We start from the raw sequence: 17,340 nt of genomic DNA, 5'->3' as shown, positions 1-17,340 counted from the left end.
AGCCGTCGTGACCGACATCGACTGGGAGGCGCTGCGCGAGGCCGCCCTCGAGGCCATGAGCCACGCCTACGTCCCGTACTCGAAGTTCCCCGTCGGCGTCGCCGCGCTCGTGGACGACGGCCGGACGATCTCGGGCTGCAACGTCGAGAACGCCTCCTACGGGCTCACGCTCTGCGCCGAGTGCGCGCTGGTGTCCTCTCTGCACATGACGGGCGGCGGCCGGCTCGTCGCCTTCACCTGCGTCGACGGGAAGGGCGGCGTCCTGATGCCCTGCGGGCGCTGCCGCCAGCTGCTCTTCGAGCACTCGGCCGAGGGCATGCTCCTCCAGACCGTGTCGGGCGTGAAGACGATCGACGAGGTCATCCCCGACGCCTTCGGCCCGCGCACGCTCGAGGCCTACGCCGCCTCCTAGGGCCGCCGTCACCGCTCCCACTCCCGAACCGAGGACTCCGCATGACCCGCACCACCCCCGTCGAGGACTTCGACGCCGTCGACATCATCCGCACCAAGCGCGACCGCGGCACGCTCTCGACCGCGCAGATCGACTGGCTGATCGACGCCTACACCCGCGGCTACGTCGCCGACGAGCAGATGGCGGCCTTCGCGATGGCGGTCCTGCTGAACGGGATGGAGCGCGACGAGATCCGCGACCTCACCCTGGCCATGATCGCCAGCGGCGAGCGCATGCGCTTCGACGGGCTCGGCAAGCGCACGGTCGACAAGCACTCCACGGGCGGGGTCGGCGACAAGATCACGCTGCCGCTGATGCCGCTGGTCGCCTCCTTCGGCGTGGCGGTGCCCCAGCTCTCGGGACGCGGGCTCGGCCACACGGGCGGAACGCTCGACAAGCTGGAGTCGATCCCGGGCTGGCGGGCCGACCTCGGCAACGAGGAGATGCTGGAGCAGCTGCGGACGGTCGGCGGCGTGATCTGCGCCGCGGGCTCGGGCCTGGCCCCCGCCGACAAGAAGCTCTACGCGCTCCGGGACATCACCGGGACCGTCGAGGCGATCCCGCTGATCGCGTCCTCGATCATGTCGAAGAAGATCGCCGAGGGGACCGACGCCCTGGTGCTCGACGTGAAGTTCGGCTCCGGGGCGTTCATGGTCGACATCGAGCGCTCGCGGGAGCTGGCGCGGGCGATGGTCGACCTCGGCAACGACGCGGGGGTGCGGACCACCGCGCTGCTGACCAACATGAACGTGCCGCTCGGTCTGGCCATCGGCAACGCGAACGAGGTGCGGGAGTCGGTCGAGGTGCTCGCCGGCGGCGGCCCCTCGGACGTCCGGGAGCTGACGCTGGCCCTGGCCCGCGAGATGCTGGCCCTCGCCGGGCAGCCGGACGCGGATGTCGAGCGCGCCCTCGACGGCGGCGCGGCGATGGACACCTGGCGCGCGGTCATCCGCGCTCAGGGAGGGGATCCGGATGCGGCGCTCCCCGAGGCCCGCGAGACCCACGTCGTGGTCGCCGAGCGCGACGGCGTCCTGGTGGAGCAGCAGGCGCTGCCGTTCGGCATCGCCGCCTGGCGCCTGGGCGCCGGACGCGCGCGCCAGTCCGACGCGGTGCAGCACGCGGCGGGGATCGACCTGCACGCGAAGCCGGGCGACCGAGTCCGCGCGGGCCAGGCCCTGATCACCCTCTCGGCAGACGAGCCGGAGCGCTTCGCCCGGGCGCTCGAGGCGCTCGACGGTGCCTTCCGGATCGGCGACGAGGGCGACGAGGTGCTCGACGGCGGCCCCCTCGTGGCGGAGCGCGTCTCCTAGCCCCGCGCCGCCCGGCACGGAGGAGGCGCCGCCCGGCGAGCCGCTTCCGCCGACCCTCTAGGGTGGTCGGCGAACCACCGCCGACCTGCGAGGAGCACCGTGACCGATCAGACCGAGGAGTACCTCCTCCCGGGCGAGGGCGTCCTCATCGACGAGCTCCCCAAGGTGTCGCTGCACGACCACCTCGACGGAGGCCTGCGGCCCGGGACGGTCCTCGAGATCGCCCGCGAGACGGGCGTGCCGCTCCCGGCCGAGGAGCCGGACGCGCTCGCCGAGTGGTTCCGCGCCACGGCCGACTCCGGCTCCCTCACCGACTACATCGCCACCTTCGAGACGACGGTCGCCGTGATGCAGACCGCGCCGGCGCTCGAGCGCGTGGCCCGCGAGTTCGTGCTCGACCTCGCCGCCGACGGAGTCGTGCACGGCGAGGTGCGCTGGGCGCCGGAGCAGCACCAGCGCGCCGGGCTCTCGCTCGACGCGGCTGTCGAGGCGGTCCAGGAGGGGCTGCAGCAGGGCGTGCAGGAGGCGGCGGCGCAGGGACACCGCATCCGCGTCGGCCAGCTGATCACCGCGATGCGGCACGCCGACCGCTCGCTCGAGGTCGCCGAGCTGGCGCTGCGCCACCGCGAGCGCGGTGCGATCGGCTTCGACATCGCCGGAGCCGAGGCGGGCTTCCCCGCCTCGAGGCACCGTCCCGCCTTCGAGCTGCTCGCGGCGGCGCACTTCCCGACCACGGTGCACGCGGGGGAGGCGGACGGCCTCGACAGCATCCGCTCCGCCCTGCTCGACGGCCGCGCGCTGCGCCTGGGTCACGGCGTCCGGATCGCGGAGGACATCCGCATCGAGCGCCAGGACGACGACGCGAGCTACGTGACCCTCGGCGAGCTCTCGGAGTGGGTGAAGGACCGCGAGATCGCCCTCGAGCTCAGCCCCTCCTCCAACCTGCAGACCGGCGCCGTCGCGGCCTGGGGTGCCGAGCTCGCCGACCACCCCTTCGACCTGCTCTACCAGCTGGGCTTCCGCGTCACGGTGAACACCGACAACCGCCTGATGAGCGCGACGACCCTCAGCCGCGAGCTCGCCCTCCTGTCGGACGCGTTCGGGTACGATCTCGACGACTTCGAGGCCTTCCAGCTCAACGCGGCCCACGCCGCCTTCCTGCCGCTCGACGAGCGCCGCGAGCTCGTCGAGACGATCAGCGCCGGCTTCGAGGCGGCCTGACGGTGCCGCTCGACGCGCTCCCCGAGGAGGCGGTGGCCCTCCGCCACTCGGCCGGATCCTGGCGGGAAGCCGTCCTCGAGGCGGGCCGTGCTCTCGAGCGGACCGGCGCGGTGGACGCCGCCTACTCCCGGCGCATGGTCGAGCAGGTCGACGTGCTCGGGCCGTACATCGTCATCGCGCCCGGCCTCGCCCTCGCGCACGCCCGGCCCGGCAACGACGTCCTCGCGGACGGCCTCTCCGTCGTCACGCTGGCCGAGCCCGTCGCCTTCGGGCACAGCACCAACGATCCGGTCTCGGTCGTCATCGGGATCGCCGCCACCCAGGCGCACGGGCACGTCGGTTTCGTCTCCGGGCTCGCCGACGTGCTCAGCCGTCCGGACGCGGTCGGCGCCCTCGCCGCGGCCCGCACCCTCCGCAGCATCAACGCCGTCCTCACCGACAGCACCCCGCACCACCCGCACCACGGAAGAAGCGCATGAAGATCGTCACCCTCTGCGGCGCCGGAATCGGCACCTCCGCCATCCTCAAGCTCGGCGCCGAGCGCGCCCTCGAGACCCTCGACCTCGAGGCCGAGGTGATCGCCTCCGACCTGGCCTCCGTCGACGCGCTCGCCGCCGACGCGCAGGTCATCCTCACCTCCGGCGAGCTCGTCGACCGCATCGGCCGCACCTTCGCCGAGGTCGTCGTCATCGACAACTACCTCGACCAGAACGAGATCACGGAGAAGATCGAGCGAGCGCTGGGCTGAGTCCGTTTCTGAGCCGCTCCCTGCGCGGCTCAGCGCGGTCGGCCTCCCGACGGGGCGCGTTCCGCAGAGCGTATTCCGTCGGGCTGCCTCGAATCGCTGCCACGCGATTCTCGGACGCGCCCTCCACCTTGCGGTGAGAGGGCGCTCCCTCCTCCTGCTGGTCGAGTAGCCGCAGAGCGGCGTATCAAGACTCCCATTTCCAGGGCGCGATGTGTCTACCGTGCGGTGGGAGGGCGTCCGTCGTCCGCCCCTGCTGGTCGAGTGGCCGCGGAGCGGCGTGCCGGGAGCCGGGTTCCCGCGCGGACGGCTGCTCGGACCTCGGGGGGTCAGCGGGCGGCGAGCTGCTCGAGGACGGTGCCGATCAGGCGGCGGGCGCGGGCGGGGGAGAGGCGGGCGGGCCGCTCGGCCGCGCGGGAGACCGCGATGCCGTCGAGGACCGCGAGGAGAAGCGCCGCGTCGTCGGCGCCGAACGACGCCGCGGGATGCGCGGCGCGCAGCAGCTCGAGGACGACGTCCTCCGTTCGCGACCAGCCGGCGGTGTGGATCGCGCGGATCTCCGGATCGGTGCCGGCGCGGGAGGCGAAGGCGGTCCACACGATCGCGTCGGGGACGTCCTCGTCCGCGACGCACGCGATCTCGTCGCAGAAAACGCGCAGCCGCACCTCGGCCGAGGGTTCGGCCTCCAGGCGGCTCCGCATCCGCTCGCGGAAGCGCTCCTCGACCCGGGCCATCGCGCCGGCCAGCAGCGCCTGCTTCGTCGGGAAGTGGTGCTGGACGGCCCCCACCGAGACGCCGGCCTCGGCCGCGACGGTGCGGATGCTGAGGTGCTCCGCCCCGCGGGTCGAGAGGACGGCGACGACCGCCGAGAGGATGTCGCTCCTGCTCTCGCGCCGATCCGGCATGGCGTCCCTCTCGTTCGACTGCTCGAGCAGGCTACGCTCTCGGACATGACCAATACGACCGTATTGCCGCCCCGTGCCGGAGCCGGCCGCCGCATCGCGACCCTGGACGTCGTCCGCGGTGTCGCGATCATCGGGACCCTCGGCACGAACATCTGGATCTTCTCCCACCCCTGGGGGATGCTCGGACTGCTCTCCGTCCCGGTGACGCCGGAGACCTCCTCCTCCGCCGGGACTGCGCAGCTCCTGCTGATGGCGCTGGCGCAGGGCAAGTTCCTCGCCCTCCTCTCCCTCGCCTTCGGGGTGGGCCTCGCGATCCAGCACGCGTCCGCGGTCCGGCGCGGGACGCGCTGGCCGGGCCGCTACCTCTGGCGCGCGACGCTCCTCCTCCTGGACGGCGCGGTCAACTACGTGCTGATCGCGGAGTTCGACGTCCTCATGGGATACGCCGTCACCGGAGCCGTCGTCGCCTGGCTGCTGCTCACCCGGCCGACGACGCAGCGCCGCGTGATCCTCGTCTGCGGCGCTCTGCACGTCGTCCTGATCTCGGCGCTCGTGGCGCTCGTGGCGGCGAGTCCGGACGGTGCCGGACAGGGGCCGACCGGCCGGAGCCCCTACGCGGACGCGTCGTTCCTCGGCCTCGCCCTCTTCCGGCTGCAGAACGCGGGCGTCTTCCGTGCGGAGCCGGTGCTCATCGGGCTCCTCAGCCTCGCGATGTTCCTCCTCGGCGCGCGCCTCCATCGGGCGGGGGTCCTCGCCGCCGAGGGCGCGTCACTCCGCCGTCGCCTGATGGTCCTCGGCGCCCTCGCCCTCCCCGTCGACCTCGCGCTGGGCATCGGGGGGAGCGCCGCCGGTCTGCTCGCCGAGCGCTACCTCGTCGCGCCCCTGGTCGGGCTCGGCCTGCTCGCGGCCCTCGCCGAGGCCTGCCTCCGCCGGGGCGCCGAGGGCTGGGCGGCACGCCGGGCGCGGGAGGTCGGCCGGGTCGCCCTGAGCGCCTACCTCCTGCAGAACCTGCTCGGCGGCGCCCTCTTCTACGGCTGGGGACTCGGGCTGGCGGTGACCGCCGCGCAGTGGCGCGTCCCGGCGACCGTCGGAGCGTTCCTGCTCATCGCGGCGGTCGTCGTGCTCGCCGCGCACCTGTGGCTGCGCCGATTCGAGCTCGGTCCGGTGGAGTGGCTCTGGAAGCGGGGCGAGCGGATCGGTGTCCGCCCGCCCCGCTGACCGGAGGGGGACCTACGCGAGGAGCTCCGCGGCGCCGGTGCGCAGGGCGGCGAGGCGGGACGAGACGGCCGCCCGGCGGGCGTCGGCGTCGGAGTCGTGCGACCAGGCGTCGAGGTAGAGCTTGACCTTCGGCTCCGTGCCGCTCGGGCGCGCGATGAGACGGGCACCGTCCAGGGAGAAGCGGAGCGCGTCGGTCGGAGGCAGCGCGCCGCCCTCGGCGAGCAGGTCCTCGCTCCGCTCGACGGCGAGACCGCCGATCGCGGTCGGAGGCGTCGCGCGCAGTCCGGCCATGATCCGGCCGATCTCGGAGTGGTCGGTGACGCGGAGCGAGATCTGCTCCGATCCGAAGAGCCCGAACCGCTCGGCGAACGACTCCAGCTCGTCGTCGATCGTGCGCTCCTCGGCGGCGAGCCCGCTCGCGAGGGAGAGGAAGGCGAGCGCGGCCGAGACGCCGTCCTTGTCGCGGACCGTCCCGGGGTTCACCAGGTAGCCGAGCGCCTCCTCGTAGCCGAAGACGAGGTCGGGGACGCGCGAGATCCACTTGAAGCCCGTGAGCGTCTCGGCGAAGTCGAGGCCGTAGTCGGCCGCCACAGCACCGAGGGCGGGGGAGGACACGATCGAGCAGGCGAGCGCTCCTCCGGTGCGGCCCTCGCGGCGGGCCTGCTCGGCGGCGCGCCAGCCGAGCAGCGCTCCGACCTCGTTGCCGGTGAGGCGCCGGAAGCCCTCCGGGGCGGAGGCGTCGGGCACGGCGGCGGCGAAGCGGTCGGCGTCCGGGTCGTTGGCCACGATCAGCTGCGCGCGACCGGAGCGCGCGGTCGAGAAGGCGAGGTCGAGGGCGCCCGCCTCCTCCGGGTTCGGGAACGCGACCGTGGGGAACGCCGCGTCGGGCTCGATCTGCTCGACCACGACTGCCGGCTCGTCGAATCCCGCCGCGGAGAGCACCCGGTGCGCCGTCTCCCAGCCGACCCCGTGCATCGCCGTGTAGACGATGCGCAGCGGAGCGGACTGGCGGCCGACGGAGGCCGTCGCCTCGATGTAGGCGGCGACCACGGACTCGTCCGCGAGCCGGTACTCGCCGCGCGGCAGCTCCGGAACGCGCCGGTCCCGCGCGACCGCGAGGATCCGCTCGGCGATCTCGGAGTCGACCGGCGGCACGATCTGCGAGCCCTCGTCGGCGCCGCCGAGGTACACCTTGTAGCCGTTGTCCTGCGGCGGGTTGTGGCTCGCCGTGACCATCACTCCGGCGTCGGCGCCGAGGTGGCGCACGGCGAAGGCCAGCACGGGGGTGGGCAGGAGCCGGGGCAGCAGCACCGCGTCCACGCCGGCGCCCGCCATCAGCGCGGCGGAGTCCTCCGCGAAGACGCGCGAGTTCTTCCGGCCGTCGTAGCCGATCACGACCACGGGCCGCTGGACGCCCTGCGCCAGCAGGAAGTCGGCCAGGCCGACGGCGGCCTGCGAGACCAGCACGCGGTTCATCCGGTTGGATCCCGCCGCGATGGCGCCGCGCAGGCCCGCGGTGCCGAACGCCAGGCGGGCGCCGAAACGGTCCTCCAGCTCGGCGCGGGCCGAGGCGTCGCCCGAGTCGGAGGCGGTCAGCAGGCCGACCAGCTCCTCCCGCGTCTCCGGGTCGGGGTCCTGGGCGAGCCAGGCCTCGGCGAGCTCCCGGACGTCGGCGCTCACAGGGCGCCCGTGATCCCGGCGAGCAGGCGGGCGAGGTCGTCCTCGGCGTCGCGGCCGGCCTCGAGCACCTCCTCGTGGCTGAGGGGGGTCTTCTGGATGCCGGCGGCGAGGTTCGTGATGAGCGACATGCCCAGCACCTCCATTCCCGCCTCGCGCGCGGCGATGGCCTCGAGGGCGGTCGACATGCCGACGATGTGGCCGCCGATGATCTTCGCCATCTGCACCTCGGCCGGGCTCTCGTAGTGCGGCCCGCGGAACTGCACGTACACGCCCTCGTCCAGCTCAGGACGCGTCCCCCGGGCGAGGTCGCGCAGGCGCGAGGAGTAGAGGTCGGTGAGGTCGACGAAGGTCGCGCCCTCGAGCGGCGAGTCGGCGGTGAGGTTGATGTGGTCGCTGATCAGCACGGGGGTCCCGGGCGTCCAGTGCTCCTTGATGCCGCCCGCGCCGTTGGTGAGGATCATCACCGTTGCGCCCGTCGCGGCGGCGGTGCGGACGCTGTGCGCGACGCGGCGCACGCCGTAGCCCTCGTAGTAGTGCGTGCGGGCGCCGATGATCAGCGCGCGCCTGCCGGTGGGGAGCAGGACGGAGCGCAGGGTGCCGCCGTGCCCGTGCACGGCCGGCTTGGAGAAGCCGAGGATCTCGGTGGCCTCCACCGTCGCGGTCGTCTCGCCGATCGCGTCGGCGGCCTTGCCCCAGCCGCTGCCGAGGGTGAGGGCGATGTCGTGCTTCTCGACCCCTGTCGCCTCGGCGATCTGAGCGGCCGCGCGGGCCGCGATCTCGAAGGGATCGGCGTCGGGGGCGTCGAGGGGGTGCAGGGTCTGGTCGGACATCCTCCCACCCTACCGACGGGCTGCGCGGCGGCGGAGGGCGACTCCCGCGGCCGATCCGACACCCCGCGATTGGGCGAACACTCAGTGAGAGAGGACAATGGGAAGCATGGCTTACGAGTTCGAGCGCGCGCAGAGGATCGCTGTACTCGGAGGGGGGCCGGGCGGCTATGAAGCCGCCATCGCGGGAGCGCAGCTCGGCGCCGAGGTCACCCTGGTCGAGCGGGTCGGAGTGGGCGGCTCGGCCGTCATCACCGACGTCGTCCCGTCGAAGTCGCTCATCGCGACGGCGGAGGCCACCAACGCCATCGGCGAGGCCGCCGACCTGGGCGTGCAGTTCTTCACCCGCTCGGAGCTGAACAAGCCGGTGCGCCCGGACGTGGCGGTCAACCTGGCGACGGTGAACAAGCGCCTGCTCGGCCTCGCGCGCCAGCAGTCCGAGGACATGCGCGCGAACCTGGTGCACCACGGCGTGCGCATCGTCCAGGGGGACGGGCGCCTGGACGGCTCGAACGCCCTGATCGTCTCGACGGCGGCCGGTGGCGAGGGCATGGACTTCGACCGCATCGAGGCGGACACGATCGTGGTCTCGGTGGGCGCCAGCCCGCGTGTGCTCCCGACCGCGGCTCCCGACGGCGAGCGCATCCTCAGCTGGACCCAGCTCTACAACCTCAAGTCGGTCCCCGAGCACCTGATCGTGGTGGGCTCCGGCGTGACCGGCGCGGAGTTCGCCTCCGCCTACCGTGCGCTCGGCGCCCGCGTGACCCTCATCTCCTCCCGCGACCAGGTGCTGCCCGGCGAGGACGCCGACGCGGCCGCTGTGATCGAGAACGTCTTCAAGCGCAACGGCATGGTCGTGCTCTCGAAGTCGCGCGCCGACCGCGTCGAGCGGACCGAGAAGGGCGTGCAGGCCGTGCTCTCGGACGGACGCGTCGTCGAGGGCTCGCACTGCCTGATGGCCGTCGGGTCCGTGCCGAACACGGCGGGCATCGGCCTCGAGGAGGCGGGGGTGCAGCTGACGGAGTCGGGGCACATCCGCGTCAACCGCGTCGCCCGCACCAGCGTCCCCTCGATCTACGCGGCCGGGGACTGCACCACGTTCCTCCCGCTCGCCTCCGTCGCCGCCATGCAGGGCCGCACCGGAGTGTTCCACGCCATGGGCGACGCCGTGAACCCGACCGAGGTGCGCAACGTCGCGGCGAACATCTTCACGCAGCCCGAGATCGCGACCGTCGGGTGGAGCCAGCGCGAGATCGAGGAGGGCATCGCGCAGGGCGAGATCTACAAGCTCCCGCTCGCCGCGAACCCGCGGGCGAAGATGATGGGCATCCGCGACGGCTTCGTGAAGCTGTTCGCGCGCACCGGCTCCGGCACCGTCATCGGAGGCGTCATCGTCGCTCCGAAGGCGAGCGAGCTGATCTTCCCGCTCGCCCTCGCCGTGGAGCACCGCCTGACCGTCGACCAGGTCGCGCGGGCCTTCACCGTCTACCCGAGCCTCACCGGCTCGATCTCGGACGCCGCGCGCGCCATGCACATCGTCACCTGACGCGCCCCTCCGCCGGGCCGCGCGAGGTGCGGCCCTTCATCGGCAGAGCGCGCGACCGGGAATCGCGTGCGAAGCGATTCACGGCAGCGCGACGCGACCCGCTCTGCGGTACCCCCCCACGTCGAGGAGCCGACCGCGCCGGACCGCGCGGGGAGCGGCCTTTCATCGGCAGAGCGCGCGACCGGGAATCGCGTGCGAAGCGATTCACGGCAGCGCGACGCGACCCGCTCTGCGGTACCCCCCCACGTCGAGGAGCCGACCGCGCCGGACCGCGCGGGGAGCGGCCTTTCATCGGCAGAGCGCGCGACCGGGAATCGCGTGCGAAGCGATTCACGGCAGCGCGACACAACCCGCTCTGCGGTATCCCTCACGTCGAGGAGCCGACCGCGCCGGGCCGCGCGGGGAGCGGCCCGGAACAAGCTCAGACGATCTGGAGGAGCACGTGTCCCGCGGGGACGGTCGCTCCGGCCGTCGCGTCGAGGCCCTTCACGACGCCGTCCTTGTGGGCGGTGAGCGGCTGCTCCATCTTCATCGCCTCGAGGACGACGACCAGGTCGCCGGTGACGACCGTGTCGCCCTCGGCGACGGCGACCTTGACGATGGTGGCCTGCATGGGCGAGGCGACGGAGTCGCCCGTGACGGTGCTGACGGAGGAGGAGCCGCGGCGCTTCGGGGAGGCGGCAGCGGCCCCGCGGGCGGGTCCCGAGCCGACCAGGTCGCCGGGGAGCGTGACCTCGACGCGGCGCCCGTCGACCTCGACGACCACGTTCCGGCGGGCCGCCGGCTCGTCGGTCGCTCCGGGCTCGCCGCTCCAGGCCGGGATCGTGTTCTCGAACTCGGTCTCGATCCAGCGGGTGTAGATCGTGAAGGGCGCGCCGCCCTCGGGGGCGAAGGCCGGGTCCTCGACGATCGCGCGGTGGAAGGGGAGGACGGTCGGCAGTCCGGTGACCTCGAACTCGGCGAGGGCGCGGCGCGAGCGCTCCAGCGCCTGCTCGCGGCTGTCGCCGGTGACGATCAGCTTCGCGAGGAGCGAGTCGAAGGAGCCGGAGATCACGTCGCCGGCGACGACGCCGGAGTCGACGCGGACGCCGGGTCCGCCGGGGGCCTTGAAGACGTGCACCGGGCCCGGAGCGGGGAGGAAGCCGCGGCCCGCGTCCTCGCCGTTGATGCGGAACTCGAAGGAGTGGCCGCGGGGCGCCGGGTCGTCGTAGTCGAGCACGCCGCCCTCGGCGAGGCGGAACTGCTCGCGCACGAGGTCGATGCCGGTGATCTCCTCCGACACGGGGTGCTCGACCTGGAGGCGGGTGTTCACCTCGAGGAAGGACACCGTGCCGTCCTTGCCGATCAGGAACTCGCAGGTTCCGGCGCCGAGGTAGCCGACCTCCTGCAGGATCGCCTTCGAGGCGCGGTAGAGCTCTGTGTTCTGCGCGTCCGTCAGGAACGGCGCGGGCGCCTCCTCGACGAGCTTCTGGTGGCGGCGCTGGAGGGAGCAGTCGCGGGTGGAGACCACGACGACGTTGCCGTGCGCGTCGGCCAGGCACTGGGTCTCGACGTGGCGCGGCTGGTCGAGGTACTTCTCGACGAAGCACTCGCCGCGGCCGAAGGCGGCGACGGCCTCGCGCGTGGCGGAGGCGAACAGCTCCTCGACCTCGTCGCGCTCGCGGGCGACCTTGAGGCCGCGACCGCCGCCGCCGAAGGCCGCCTTGATCGCGACGGGGAGGCCGTACTGGTCCACGAACTCGAGCACCTCGGCGGCACCGGAGACGGGGTTGAGGGTTCCCGGGGCGAGCGGCGCGCCGACCTTCTCGGCGACGTGGCGGGCCGAGACCTTGTCGCCGAGGCGCTCGATGGCCTCGGGGCCGGGGCCGATCCAGATCAGGCCGGCGTCGATGACGGCGCGGGCGAAGTCGGCGTTCTCGGCGAGGAAGCCGTAGCCGGGGTGCACGGCGTCGGCACCGGAGCGGCGGGCCACCGAGAGCAGCTTGTCGATGACGAGGTAGGTCTCGGCGCTGGTCGTCCCGCCGAGGGCGTAGGCCTCGTCGGCGAGGCGGCTGTGCACGGCGTCGCGGTCCTGGTCGGCGTAGACGGCCACGGAGGCGATCCCGCTGTCGCGGGCGGCGCGGATGACTCGGACGGCGATCTCGCCCCGGTTGGCGACGAGCACCTTCGTAATCTTCGGCATGGTCCCCAACCCTAGGGGGCGGCTCCGCCCGGCCCGGCGCGGCTCACCACAAAGAAGCGGAGGGCCTTCGTCGGTTCCTCACAAGGGCGGGACGGGCCTCAGCGGTTCCAGAGCGCGGTCCAGTCGACGCCGAGGCTCCGCACCAGAGTGCGGAGGGTCGGCACCGACATCCCGATCACCGTCGAGGGGTCGCCCTCGATCGCGGTGATGAAGCCGGCGCCGCGGCCGTCGATGGTGAAGGCGCCGGCCACCTCGAGGGGCTCGCCGGTGGCGACGTAGGCGTCGATCTCGGCGTCGTCGATGTCATCGGCGAACGTGACGGCGGCGGAGGTGACCGCTCCGGCCTCGGCGACGATCCTCCCGCCGCGGTGGTCGACGAGCCAGTGGCCGGAGTGGAGGCGGCCGGTGCGACCGCGCTGGGCGCGCCAGCGCTCCCGGGCCCGCTCCGGCTCGTGCGGCTTGCCGTGGACGACCCCGTCGAGGACGAACGCGGAGTCGCCGCCGAGCACCAGACCGTCGATGTCCGGGCGCAGGACGGCGTGCGCCTTGGCGCGGGCGAGCAGCGAGACGGTGGCGTCCGCGTCCAGTGCCGCGCCCCGCTCCTGCTCGGCCCGGGCGACGGCCGCGGGCTCGTCCACCTCGGAGGGGACGACGACGGGCTCGATCCCGGAGGCCCGCAGCAGCGCGAGGCGCGCGGGGGAGGTGGAGGCGAGGTAGAGGCGCACGAGGGCTCCCTGCGGCCGGGCCCACGCTGTGGGATGCTCGACGGATGGCACAGACCCCGTCCCGAGCATCCGCCCGCCCCGACGGGGCTGACGACGCACTCGGGACCGAGATCGAGCTCGACATTAGCAACGTCGCCCACGGCGGCGTGTTCGTCGCCCGGCACGAGGGCCGCGTCGTCTTCGTCCCGGACGTCCTCCCCGGCGAGCGCGTGCGGGCGCGGATCAGCGAGGTCCGGCACGACAGCTTCTGGCGTGCCGAGGCGCTCGAGGTGCTCGAGGCGTCCGAGCACCGGGTCGAGCACGTCTGGCCCGAGGCCGCCCTCGACCGCCGCCCGGAGGAGCGCGTCGGCGGCGCCGAGCTCGGCCACGCCGACCTGGCCTACCAGCGCGAGCTGAAGCGCCTCGTGCTCGTCGACTCCTTCTCCCGCTTCGCCCGTCGCGAGATCGAGGTGGAGGTCTCGCCGATCGGCGGGGACGACGCATCCGGCGGCCTCGGCTGGCGCACGCGGAACCGCCTCCACGTCGACGACGACGGACGGGTCGGCCCCTACGCGGCACGCAGCCACCACGTCGTCACCGTGGAGTCGCTGCCCCTCGCGACCGCCGACTCCTTCCTGGCCGCACCGCTCGGCGAGCGCCTCGCTCCCGGTTCGGTGGTCGACCTCGTCGACGCGGCCGGGTCCGAGGGGGCCGCGGTGCTCGTGCACGACCCCTCCGACAAGCGCGCCCGCCGCGACCGCACGGTGGTGAGCGAGTTCGTCGCCGACCGCACCTTCCGGGTCGACCGCACCGGCTTCTGGCAGGTGCACCGCGGAGCCGCCGCCGCGCTCTTCGAGGCCGTGCAGGCCGCCGTCGACGCGGATGCGGCGGACACGTCGGCCGCCAACCACGACCTCTACGGCGGGGTGGGCCTGCTCGCCGCGGCGCTGGCCGACCGCCTCGGCGCCGGAGTGCGCGTGACCAGCGTCGAGAGCGACTCCCGCGCCACCGAGCACGCGCTCGAGAACCTGGCCGACCAGGTCGGCGCCCGCGCGGTGACCGCCCGCGTCGACCGCTACCTCCGCGACGTCGTCGCCCAGGCCGATGCGCGCGAGCGGGCGCGGTGGCGCGCGGCGACCGTGGTCCTCGACCCGCCGCGCTCGGGCGCCGGCCGAGCGGTCACCGACGCTCTGGCGGAGCTGCGGCCGGCGCAGCTCGTCTACGTCGCCTGCGACCCGGTCGCGCTCGCCCGCGACGTGGGCGCCCTGACCGGGGCCGGCTACGAGCTGGAGCGCCTCGAGGGCTTCGACCTCTTCCCGCACACCTCCCACGTGGAGGCCGTTGCGCGACTGGTCCGCCGAGAGGACTGACCGCGGGCTCGCGCCTGCGTACCATGGGCGGGATGGAGCCCCACGTCGACGCAGCCGAGGCCCCGCGCGTGCGCGTGGCGATCGTGGACGACCACGAGTCGGTGCGCCTGGGCGTGGCCGCCGCCGTCGAGAGCGCGGGGATGCAGGTGGTCGCCGCCGCCGAGACCGTCCAGGCCCTCGAGAGCACGATCGGCGGCGCCGAGATCGAGGTGCTCGTCCTCGACCTGTCCCTGAACGACGGCTCGAGCATCACCAGCAACGTCAAGTGGGGGCAGGTGCGCGGCTCCGCCGTCCTCGTCCACAGCATCGCGGACCGCGTCGTGGCCGTGCGGGAGGCGCTCGCCGCGGGAGCGGCCGGCGTCATCCCGAAGTCCTCGCCCATGTCGACGGTCGTCGCCGCCATCCGCACGGTCGCCCGCGGCGAGGTCCTCAACAATCTGGAGTGGGCCTCGGCCATCGACGCCGACGACGACTTCGCGCGGGCCGTGCTCGGTCGTCGCGAGCGCGACGTCCTGCACCTCTACGCCTCGGGCCTGCCGCTGAAGCTGGTGGCCGAGCGGCTGCAGATCTCGGTGTCGACGGCGAAGGAGTACCTCGACCGGATCCGCGACAAGTACGTCGAGATCGGCCGTCCCGCCCCGACGAAGGTCGATCTGCTGCGGCGTGCGGTGGAGGACGGCATCCTGCCGGGCATCGACCCGGACGACGGCGATGGCGGGCGCTGAGGCGCCGATCGCCCGCCGCAACGCCGGGCGCGAGCGGATCGACCGGATCATCAGCACGGTCGTGTCGTTCTTCGGCTTCGGCTTCGGCGTGCAGACCGTCCCGCCGATCCTCGCCCAGCTGCCCCTGCTGCGCCCCGAGGTGGCCTGGCCGGTGCTGGCGCTGGTCTTCGGATCGCTCACCGCCGCCGTGGTCACCGCCGTGCTGCGGCGGGGCACGCGGACCACGGCGGTCCTGGTCGCCGTCGGTGTCCTCATCGCCCTCCTGACCTGGCCGGCCGCCGTCTCCACCGGGGGCGCGGACCGCGAGACCCCGTGGATCTGGTACCTGCTGACCATCGGCACCGCCTTCTGCACGATCGCGGCTCCCCTCCGGATCGCGATCGCGTACGTGTCGGTGACGACCGTGCTGTTCGGGCTGCTGCGCGTCCTCCCCTCCGGCGGCGGGGCGGAGCCGACCCGCGCGATCCTCGACGCCGCCTACGTGGGCATCGTCGGCTTCGTGATGCTGGTGCTGATCACCGTGCTCCGGCAGTCGGCCGACCAGATCGATCGCGCGCAGACGACGGCCATGGAGCAGTACGAGGCGGCGATGCGCCAGCACGCCGGCGAGGTGGAGCGGGTCGAGGTCGACGCCCTGGTGCACGACAACGTGCTCGCGACGCTGCTCTCCGCCGCCTCCGCCGAGTCGCCGGCCGAGCGTGCGCTGGTCTCCTCGATGGCGCAGCGCACCCTCGCCGTGCTGCTGCCCGACCACGAGCCGGAGCCGCCCGAGGGGCTGGTCCCGCTCGAGCTCCTGCAGCGCCAGCTCGCCCACGCAGCGTCCACCTTCGGGACCGAGATCGCGGTCGCGACGGCCGAGGGAGTGGATCCGCGCGCGACGACGCTGCCGCGCCCGGTGGCCGAGGCGCTGCTCGGCGCGGTCTGGCAGGCGCTCGCCAACAGCGTCCAGCACGCGGGTCCGAGCGGCAGCGTCCACCGCGCCGTGCACGGGCTGCTGGGCGACGGCGCGGTGGAGGTCGTGGTGGAGGACGACGGCCGCGGCTTCCGGCTCGCCGACGTCCCGCGCGAGCGGCTGGGCATCCGGCTCTCCATCCTCGAGCGGGTGCACAACGCGCGGGGATCGGCGCGGGTCGACTCGACTCCGGGAGAGGGCACCCGAGTCGTCCTCTCCTGGCGGGCGGACGCGGGAGGAGGGCCGTGATCGCCTACCCGCGCCCCCTGCTCCAGGCGCTCGGCGCCGGCTTCTCGCTCTACCACGTGGTGCTCGCCTTCTTCTCCTTCCGCATCTCCCCGGCCACGCCGGCCGACCTCGTCGCGGTCGCGCTGTACGTCGCGGCGACCGTCGTCGCCCTCTGGCCCGGAGCGACGACCCGGCTCGCCCTGCCCGTCGCGGTCGGGATGACAGCGGTCGCCGTCGCTCTGCCGCTGCTGGTCGCGCCGTCGCTCGATCCGGGTGCCTCCAACGGCTACTCCACCTGGTACATCGCCGCGGTCGGCACCCTCATGACGATCGTGTGCGCCCGCCGGCGCGCGGCCTGCGCCTGGGTCGGCGTCGGCTTCCTGATCGTGCACACCGTGTTCTGGGCCGGCCCGGCCGCGCTGGCCACTCTCGGCGTCGTCGGGGGGATCGCCTGGGTCGCGATCGCGCAGCTGCTCATCGTCGAGCTCGGGCGCGCGGGCTCCGAGGCGCGCGTGCTCGAGGCGGCCGAGCGCGCGGCCGCGTCGTGGCGGGCCGCGGAGGAGGCGCACCTCACGGAGCGCGAGGTCCGGCTGGAGCAGACGCGCGCCCTCGCCGCCGACATGCTGCTGCGCATCGCCGAGCCGGGACCGGGCCTCACCGACGAGGAGCGGCGCGAGTGCCGGCTGCTCGAGGCGGCCGTGCGCGACGAGATCCGCGGCCGGCGGCTGCTGGACGACGAGGTGCGGCGTCTCGTGCTCGACGCGCGGCGGCGGGGCGTGACCGTGTCGGTGCTCGACGACGGCGGCCTCGACCGCACCTCCGAGGGCGAGAGCCGACGGGTGCTGGGGGAGCTCGCCCAGGCTCTGAGCGGGATCCGCGAGGAGGTCGACCGCGTGGTGGTGCGCACCGCGTCGGCCGACTCGGCCTCGGCGGTCACAGTGGTGGGCCTGCGGACGGCCGGCGACGGCAGCGCGGGCGCCCTCGGCTCCGACGACGCGGGTGACGAGGTCGACGCCTGGGTCGAGATCCGGCGCGACGGCGTCGGCGGACGGGACGTCTGAGCGGCGGAGCGCGCTCGGGACGGCGCGGCCGTCCCCATGCGCAGCGACCGGTGGCGACCCGGCCCGGAGGGCGTGCGGATGTCGGATCGGTGCCGCGGGCGGGACGCTCCGGCTCTCAGCACGGCTCAGGTCTCGGCGCGCCCGAACTCTCGGAGCGGACCGATCGTCGGCGCGGCACGAGCGTGAGCAGAGCCGTCGTGAGCAGTGCCCGTCGA

At 73.9% G+C, this 17,340-nt stretch carries 16 protein-coding genes; 11 read left to right on the top strand and 5 right to left on the bottom strand.

Annotation, left to right across the window (positions count from 1 at the left end):
• Window positions 1-7: 7 nt before the first annotated feature.
• The 5 genes from GSU40_RS11425 to GSU40_RS11405 all read left to right on the top strand — a co-directional run bounded on the left by GSU40_RS11425 (window position 8) and on the right by GSU40_RS11405 (window position 3,730).
• The gene (locus tag GSU40_RS11425; RefSeq protein ID WP_104223180.1) at window positions 8-412 is read left to right on the top strand and encodes a cytidine deaminase; all 405 of its coding nucleotides are present in this window, start codon (window positions 8-10) and stop codon (window positions 410-412) included.
• A 41-nt stretch (window positions 413-453) separates the two neighbouring features.
• Complete coding sequence (locus GSU40_RS11420) at window positions 454-1,761, top strand: thymidine phosphorylase (RefSeq protein WP_160035034.1); 1,308 nt, start codon at window positions 454-456, stop codon at window positions 1,759-1,761.
• A gap of 99 nt (window positions 1,762-1,860) precedes the next feature.
• The gene (locus tag GSU40_RS11415; protein WP_104249478.1) at window positions 1,861-2,982 is read left to right on the top strand and encodes an adenosine deaminase; all 1,122 of its coding nucleotides are present in this window, start codon (window positions 1,861-1,863) and stop codon (window positions 2,980-2,982) included.
• Between the two features lie 2 nt (window positions 2,983-2,984).
• A complete protein-coding gene (locus GSU40_RS11410; RefSeq protein ID WP_104223177.1) occupies window positions 2,985-3,461 on the top strand; it encodes a PTS sugar transporter subunit IIA in 477 nt (158 codons plus the stop codon).
• A complete protein-coding gene (locus tag GSU40_RS11405) occupies window positions 3,458-3,730 on the top strand; it encodes a PTS sugar transporter subunit IIB (protein ID WP_104226416.1) in 273 nt (90 codons plus the stop codon). Before GSU40_RS11410 ends, GSU40_RS11405 begins: the two co-directional genes overlap by 4 nt.
• 326 nt (window positions 3,731-4,056) lie before the next feature.
• On the opposite strand, the gene GSU40_RS11400 is transcribed toward GSU40_RS11405, so the two are convergent.
• Window positions 4,057-4,632 carry a TetR/AcrR family transcriptional regulator gene (locus tag GSU40_RS11400; protein WP_104249480.1) on the bottom strand — a complete coding sequence of 192 codons (576 nt, stop codon included), beginning with the start codon at window positions 4,630-4,632 and terminating at the stop codon, window positions 4,057-4,059.
• A gap of 45 nt (window positions 4,633-4,677) precedes the next feature.
• Between GSU40_RS11400 and GSU40_RS11395 the strand changes: the two genes are divergently transcribed.
• Window positions 4,678-5,850, top strand: coding sequence for a DUF418 domain-containing protein (locus GSU40_RS11395; protein WP_160035032.1), 1,173 nt, complete (start codon window positions 4,678-4,680; stop codon window positions 5,848-5,850).
• A gap of 12 nt (window positions 5,851-5,862) precedes the next feature.
• Here the strand turns inward: GSU40_RS11395 and GSU40_RS11390 are convergent, their stop codons facing one another.
• Both GSU40_RS11390 and GSU40_RS11385 read right to left on the bottom strand, forming a co-directional pair.
• On the bottom strand, window positions 5,863-7,530 hold the full coding sequence (locus GSU40_RS11390) for a phospho-sugar mutase (RefSeq protein WP_160035030.1): 1,668 nt from the start codon (window positions 7,528-7,530) through the stop codon (window positions 5,863-5,865).
• The gene (locus tag GSU40_RS11385) at window positions 7,527-8,360 is read right to left on the bottom strand and encodes a purine-nucleoside phosphorylase (protein ID WP_104238027.1); all 834 of its coding nucleotides are present in this window, start codon (window positions 8,358-8,360) and stop codon (window positions 7,527-7,529) included. The genes GSU40_RS11390 and GSU40_RS11385 overlap by 4 nt, the downstream gene beginning before the upstream one ends.
• A 106-nt stretch (window positions 8,361-8,466) precedes the next feature.
• On the opposite strand from GSU40_RS11385, the gene GSU40_RS11380 reads away from it, so the two are divergent.
• Window positions 8,467-9,903, top strand: a complete 1,437-nt coding sequence (locus GSU40_RS11380; protein ID WP_104283337.1) for an NAD(P)H-quinone dehydrogenase — start codon at window positions 8,467-8,469, stop codon at window positions 9,901-9,903.
• 421 nt (window positions 9,904-10,324) lie between these two features.
• On the opposite strand, the gene GSU40_RS11375 is transcribed toward GSU40_RS11380, so the two are convergent.
• Entirely contained in the window at window positions 10,325-12,085 is a 1,761-nt protein-coding gene (locus GSU40_RS11375) for a biotin carboxylase N-terminal domain-containing protein (RefSeq protein WP_104223170.1), read from the bottom strand.
• Between the two features lie 98 nt (window positions 12,086-12,183).
• Window positions 12,184-12,810 carry a nucleoside triphosphate pyrophosphatase gene (locus GSU40_RS11370; RefSeq protein WP_181027094.1) on the bottom strand — a complete coding sequence of 209 codons (627 nt, stop codon included), beginning with the start codon at window positions 12,808-12,810 and terminating at the stop codon, window positions 12,184-12,186.
• Between the two features lie 44 nt (window positions 12,811-12,854).
• Between GSU40_RS11370 and GSU40_RS11365 the strand changes: the two genes are divergently transcribed.
• Genes GSU40_RS11365 through GSU40_RS11350 form a run of 4 tightly spaced genes read left to right on the top strand, consistent with a single transcriptional unit; the run spans window position 12,855 to window position 17,125 of the window.
• Window positions 12,855-14,159, top strand: coding sequence for a TRAM domain-containing protein (locus GSU40_RS11365; RefSeq protein ID WP_160035028.1), 1,305 nt, complete (start codon window positions 12,855-12,857; stop codon window positions 14,157-14,159).
• 32 nt (window positions 14,160-14,191) lie between these two features.
• A complete protein-coding gene (locus GSU40_RS11360; protein WP_244229469.1) occupies window positions 14,192-14,884 on the top strand; it encodes a response regulator transcription factor in 693 nt (230 codons plus the stop codon).
• Window positions 14,871-16,085, top strand: a complete 1,215-nt coding sequence (locus GSU40_RS11355; RefSeq protein WP_160035026.1) for an ATP-binding protein — start codon at window positions 14,871-14,873, stop codon at window positions 16,083-16,085. Before GSU40_RS11360 ends, GSU40_RS11355 begins: the two co-directional genes overlap by 14 nt.
• Entirely contained in the window at window positions 16,082-17,125 is a 1,044-nt protein-coding gene (locus GSU40_RS11350) for a hypothetical protein (protein ID WP_104225461.1), read from the top strand. The genes GSU40_RS11355 and GSU40_RS11350 overlap by 4 nt, the downstream gene beginning before the upstream one ends.
• The last annotated feature ends 215 nt before the right edge of the window (window positions 17,126-17,340 follow it).

It is taken from the genome of Rathayibacter sp. VKM Ac-2805, from assembly GCF_009834265.1.
Lineage (GTDB): Bacteria > Actinomycetota > Actinomycetes > Actinomycetales > Microbacteriaceae > Rathayibacter.
This window is presented reverse-complemented; position numbering and strand designations above follow the sequence as displayed.

What these genes read in the sequence shown, in the direction of transcription:
- GSU40_RS11355 (WP_160035026.1), top strand. Translation starts at nt 14,871, where the DNA reads ATGGCGGGCGCTGAGGCGCCGATCGCCCGCCGCAACGCCGGGCGCGAG.
- GSU40_RS11405 (WP_104226416.1), top strand. Translation starts at nt 3,458, where the DNA reads ATGAAGATCGTCACCCTCTGCGGCGCCGGAATCGGCACCTCCGCCATC.
- GSU40_RS11395 (WP_160035032.1), top strand. Translation starts at nt 4,678, where the DNA reads ATGACCAATACGACCGTATTGCCGCCCCGTGCCGGAGCCGGCCGCCGC.
- GSU40_RS11400 (WP_104249480.1), bottom strand. Translation starts at nt 4,632, where the DNA reads ATGCCGGATCGGCGCGAGAGCAGGAGCGACATCCTCTCGGCGGTCGTC.
- GSU40_RS11380 (WP_104283337.1), top strand. Translation starts at nt 8,467, where the DNA reads ATGGCTTACGAGTTCGAGCGCGCGCAGAGGATCGCTGTACTCGGAGGG.
- GSU40_RS11420 (WP_160035034.1), top strand. Translation starts at nt 454, where the DNA reads ATGACCCGCACCACCCCCGTCGAGGACTTCGACGCCGTCGACATCATC.
- GSU40_RS11360 (WP_244229469.1), top strand. Translation starts at nt 14,192, where the DNA reads ATGGAGCCCCACGTCGACGCAGCCGAGGCCCCGCGCGTGCGCGTGGCG.
- GSU40_RS11385 (WP_104238027.1), bottom strand. Translation starts at nt 8,360, where the DNA reads ATGTCCGACCAGACCCTGCACCCCCTCGACGCCCCCGACGCCGATCCC.
- GSU40_RS11375 (WP_104223170.1), bottom strand. Translation starts at nt 12,085, where the DNA reads ATGCCGAAGATTACGAAGGTGCTCGTCGCCAACCGGGGCGAGATCGCC.
- GSU40_RS11365 (WP_160035028.1), top strand. Translation starts at nt 12,855, where the DNA reads ATGGCACAGACCCCGTCCCGAGCATCCGCCCGCCCCGACGGGGCTGAC.